Origin of the sequence: Protofrankia coriariae (assembly GCF_001017755.1) — a bacterium.
GTDB lineage: Bacteria > Actinomycetota > Actinomycetes > Frankiales > Frankiaceae > Protofrankia > Protofrankia coriariae.
Map to the genome: position 1 here is coordinate 42711 of NZ_JWIO01000001.1, position 4864 is coordinate 47574.

Below are 4864 nucleotides of genomic sequence, written 5' to 3' on the forward strand. Positions count from 1 at the left end.
GCGGGCGAGCCGGTGATCCGCCCGGTGGCGTCGGTACCGGCGGCACCGCGGACGCCGTCCGGGGCGTGCTCCCAGCCGTCCCTCGGGCCGCGGCCCCGCCGCCGCCCTCTCCTCGAGGGTCGGACGCGGCCCCGGTGGCGGAGCCCGCCAGCAGCGCCCGGGCATGCGCCCGGTATGCCGCCGCCCCCCTGGAACGTCTCGCCGTCGTGAGGATCGAACGTCCGGAACCCGGCGCCTCGGCGAACCGGACCGACCGCGCGATGGGCGGCTGGAGCACCGCGACCGCGTACCGGGCGGAAACGTCCGCCAGGACGGCGCGGCCGTGCGCGGTCCGGGCGTCGAACAGGGTCGGCAGCACCCCGCGGACCCGCAGCTCGGCGTTGGTCAGACGTTGCACGTCGTGGACGGTGTCGAGCAGTTGCCCGACACCGCGATGCGACAGGGTCTCGCACTGCAACGGGATGATCACCTCGTCCGCCGCCGTCAGCCCGTTGATCGTCAGGATTCCGAGCGAGGGCGGACAGTCGATCAGGATGAAGTCGTAGCGCTCGTCGATCTCGGCGAGCGCGAGCCGTAGCGCGTGCTCACGGCCGGTGCGGGACAACAGCACGGCCTCGCAGCCGGCCAGCTCGATGGTCGCCGGCAGCAGATCCGGGCCGTCCTCGGTCCGCCGCACCACGAGGCCAGGGCTGAGCCGGCCCAGCAGCACATCGTGCACGGACAGCTCGATGACGTCTGGATCCAGGCCCAGGGAGAACGTCAGGCATGCCTGCGGGTCGAGGTCAACGAGCAGAACCCGGCATCCCAACTCGCTCAGCGCGGCGCCGAGGCTCGCCACGGACGTCGTCTTGGCGACGCCACCCTTCTGGTTTGTGACGGCGAAGACGCGAGCCATACAGATCAGTCTCCAAGCGTCGGCGCAAAACCACAACACCCCACGCCACAACAACATCACCGATACCTGAAAAACTCGATCTCTATTTCGGACAAATCATAAAAGAACACGCATTCATCCGTCCATGATCAGCCGTGGGCCTTCCTGTCGGCGTACCTGGTTGGGCATCGGGCCCCGGCCCGGGAAACCTCTGGGCGGCACGGCGGAGGTCTGTGAGGATGAGGAGATGGCACGCGGCGCGCCGGTACCGCCCGGGCGGGATCTCCGGGCGGCCTCGACAGCGGCGTCCGCGGCAGGCTCCCGATCGTCCGAGCACCGCGGTGGCTTTCGCCGGCCCCCGCCACCGCAATGATCGGTGACATTCTCGGCCTGCTGCTGGTCGTCGCCCTCATCGCCGCCAACGGGCTGTTCGTGACCGCCGAATTCGCCTTTGTGGCGGTCGACCGCAGCCGGCTCGAGCAGGCGGCGCGGGACGGTTCCCACCGCGCGGCCCGGGTGCTGCGGGCCGTCCGGTCGCTGTCGTTCCAGCTTTCCGGCGCGCAGCTGGGAATCACCCTGACGTCGCTGGTACTCGGTTACATCGCCGAGCCCGCGATCGCCTCCCTGCTGCTACCGGCGATCAACGCGACCGGCCTGCCAGCCGGCGTCGGCCATGCCGTCGCGGTGACCGCCGCCCTGCTGATCGCGACAGTCACCCAGATGGTCTTCGGCGAGCTCTTCCCGAAGAACATCGCGGTCGCGACACCGGTGGCCACGGCCCAGTGGGTCGCCGGGCCGCAGATGCTCTTCTCCAGCGTCTGCCGACCGATCATCACGCTTCTCGACGGCTCCGCCAACCGGCTGCTGCGCGCGCTGGGGATCGAGCCGCGGACCCAACTGCGATCGGCCAGATCACCGTCCGAGCTCGGCTGGCTGGTGCGCTCGTCGGCCGAGCACGGCACGCTGCCCGGCAACACCGCAAGTCTGCTGGGCAGATCCCTGCGGCTGCGCGAGCGCGCCGCCCAGGACGTCATGACGCCGCGGGTGCGGGTGGTCGCGCTGCACGCCGACGACAGCGTCACGGAACTGCTCCGGGTCACCGGGGAATCAGGCCACTCCCGTTTCCCCGTCCTGCGCTCCTCCGGTGCCGCCGCGCCCGATACCGGCGCCCACAGGGATTCGAGTGCCGGTAGGGATACGGGCGCCGATCGCGGCACCACCGTCCGCGGCACCACCGTCCGCGGCGGCGGCGGAGGCCAGGCCGCCGAGCCGCCGGGCCCGGGGAGCGTCACGGCTGTTCCCGGGGACGTCGACGACGTCGTCGGGGTCGTCCACGTCAAGGACGCCTTCGGTGTGCCGCCGGCCGAGCGCGGCAGCACACCGGTCAGCCTGCTCATGGTCGCTCCGGTGGTGGTGCCGGCATCGCTGAGCTGCGACGATCTGCTCACCACCCTGCGCGGGCACAGCCTCCAGATCGCCGTGGTCATCGACGAGTACGGCGGCACCGCCGGCCTGGTCACCCTGGAGGACCTCGTCGAGGAACTCGTCGGCCATGTCCTGGACGAGTACGACGCGCCGGAAAGACCCGACGCCACCGCCGGGCCGGACGGGAGCTGGTCGCTTTCCGGCCTGCTCCGCCCGGACGAGGTCGCCGACCTGACCGGTATCCGGCTGCCCGACGGCCCGTACGAGACCGTCGCCGGCGTCGTCCTGCACCGGCTCGGGCGCATTCCCGAGCCGGGTGACCAGGTCTACGTCGAAGGCCGGCTGCTCACCGTCGAGGAGATGGACCATCATCGCGTCAGCCGTGTCCGGCTGGCGGGCCGCCCACCCGACCAGCCAGCCCGGACCCGCCGGAGCGGGCACGCCGGTCACTCGTCCGGCCCGCGTGGCCCGCACGCTCCGCGCAGCGCCGTCGGCGCCGACGGCCCGGCCGGACGGGCACGGCGATGACCCTGCTCTATCTTGTCGGCGCGATCTTCCTGCTGGCCGGCAACGCGTTCTTCGTCGGCGCCGAGTTCGCCGTCATCTCGGTCCGTCGCGACCAGATGGAACCGTATGCGGCCGAGGGCGACCACCAGGCCCGCAGCGTCCTCACCGCGATCGAGAACCTGTCGCTGATGCTCGCGGCTTCCCAGCTCGGCATCACGATCTGCTCGCTCGGGCTCGGCGCGGTGGCCGAGCCCGCGATCGCCCACCTGATCGAGGGGGGTCTGGACGGGCTCGGCGTCCCCAGCGGTTTCCATCACCCGATCGGGTTCGCGCTCGCGCTCCTGATCGTCGTCTGCCTGCACATCGTGCTCGGCGAAATGGTGCCGAAGAACATCGCGCTGGCCGGCCCCGAGAAGACCGCCCGCTGGCTCGCACCGCCGTTGCTCCGGTTCGCCGGCCTGACCCGCCCGCTGATCGTCTTTCTCAACGCCGTCGCCAACCGGTGTGTCCGGCTCGTCCGCGTCCATCCGGTGGACGAGCTGAGCACCGCCTACACCCCGGACCAGCTCGCGGTGATGATCGCGGAATCCCGGCAGCAGGGCCTGTTGGAGGACACCGAGCACGAGTTGCTGACCGGCGCACTGGAACTGTCCGAGCGGACCGCCGGCACCATCATGATCCCGGTTGTCGAGATCGTGACCGTCCCGTGGTCGGTGACCGCGTCCGAGCTGGAGAGGCTGGTCGCCGGGACCGGCTTCTCCCGCTTCCCGGTACGCGCCGCCGACGGCGACGTCCCAGCCGGACCGGGACCGGTAATCGTCGGTTTCGTGCACGCCAAGGACGTCATCGGTATCCACGGCGACGCCCGGGACGAACCGCTGCCGCCACGCCGGCTGCGGCCGATGGTCGAGATCCGCGCCGACCTGCCGCTGGACGAGGTCCTGCGCCTGATGCAGCGCAGCGGCTGCCACCTCGGCCGGATACCCGGGCCGAACGGCACGACCCGCGGCGTCATCGCTCTCGAGGACGTGGTCGAGGAGTTCGTGGGCGAGATCGAGGACGCCAGCCACCGGCCGGGCGTAGGTGAAAACCTCCCCTATGACAGCGGTTTCCACCTACAGGCGCGGAAGCCGTAGGTGGAAACCGCTGTCCTGGTGACGGCTTCCACCTACGGACGGAGAGGCTTCGGGTGGCGAGGCGTGGCCTAGGCCTTCTCGTTCCTGGGCGCGGCCGACTGGACGACCTCGAAGGACCACAGCGTGGCCGCGGTCGCGGCCGGCGCACCGGCCCCGGGGTGACCGCCGGGTCCGCCGTGACCGGCCGGCGCACCAGATCCGGGATGACCAGCCGGCGCGCCATGGCCGGCTGGCGCACCGGCGCCGGGGTGACCGCCGGCTCCGGGATGACCGGCCGGCGCCGGACCACCCGCGGCGTCCGCCGCCGCCTGCGCGTGCCCGGCCTGGAAGGCGTTGGACGCCTGCCATTTCTGGAAGTCCTCCTCGCTACGCCAACGCGTGTAGACGAGGTAGGTGTCGGTGCCCTCCACCGGCCGTAGCAGCTCGAACCACTCGAAACCGTCCGCGGCCTCCACGATGCCGGCCCGACCAGCGAACCGCTGCTCCAGCGTGGCCCGCAGCTCGGCCGGGACGGTCAGTGCATTGATCTTCACAACGCTCATGAGGCCACGTTAGTTCGTGGCACCGGCCACGCGACACCGCAACGACTCACTCAGAGCGGCGCATGCACGCATCGCCCGGCATTGCATCACCATCTGATCGCAATCTGGACACGTAACGCACCCTGCATGCATCCATCATGGTCGATGTGGAACTATTAGTTGCTATTTGATTTCTGAGAGTAAGAAACGGGGATGTTCAGGTGATTGATCAGCGGCATCGAGTCAACGAGGTCACTGATGCCGTGACACGATCCGGGTCCTGCCGGCCGATGGCCGACGCGGGCGGTGCCACCAGCGTCAACAGCACCACCGATACCGATACCGACAGCACCAGCAGCAGCGACAACAGCACCGACAGCGGCAGTGTGGCGGCGAGCCCC

General features: G+C 70.5%; 5 protein-coding genes. 2 read left to right on the top strand and 3 right to left on the bottom strand.

The window, feature by feature from the left end:
- Positions 1-895 (bottom strand): ParA family protein (locus FrCorBMG51_RS00175; protein WP_235433191.1); only part of this gene is annotated, 895 nt, incomplete at its 3' end.
- Between the two features lie 348 nt (positions 896-1243).
- Between FrCorBMG51_RS00175 and FrCorBMG51_RS00180 the strand changes: the two genes are divergently transcribed.
- Both FrCorBMG51_RS00180 and FrCorBMG51_RS00185 read left to right on the top strand, forming a co-directional pair.
- On the top strand, positions 1244-2827 hold the full coding sequence (locus FrCorBMG51_RS00180; protein ID WP_047221140.1) for a hemolysin family protein: 1584 nt from the start codon (positions 1244-1246) through the stop codon (positions 2825-2827).
- Positions 2824-3942 carry a hemolysin family protein gene (locus FrCorBMG51_RS00185; RefSeq protein ID WP_047221141.1) on the top strand — a complete coding sequence of 373 codons (1119 nt, stop codon included), beginning with the start codon at positions 2824-2826 and terminating at the stop codon, positions 3940-3942. Before FrCorBMG51_RS00180 ends, FrCorBMG51_RS00185 begins: the two co-directional genes overlap by 4 nt.
- 68 nt (positions 3943-4010) lie before the next feature.
- Here the strand turns inward: FrCorBMG51_RS00185 and FrCorBMG51_RS00190 are convergent, their stop codons facing one another.
- Both FrCorBMG51_RS00190 and FrCorBMG51_RS30200 read right to left on the bottom strand, forming a co-directional pair.
- Positions 4011-4484, bottom strand: coding sequence for an antibiotic biosynthesis monooxygenase family protein (locus tag FrCorBMG51_RS00190; RefSeq protein WP_047221142.1), 474 nt, complete (start codon positions 4482-4484; stop codon positions 4011-4013).
- Between the two features lie 208 nt (positions 4485-4692).
- Positions 4693-4830: a hypothetical protein gene (locus FrCorBMG51_RS30200; protein WP_235433192.1), complete on the bottom strand. Its 138-nt coding sequence runs from the start codon at positions 4828-4830 to the stop codon at positions 4693-4695.
- Positions 4831-4864: the final 34 nt, after the last annotated feature.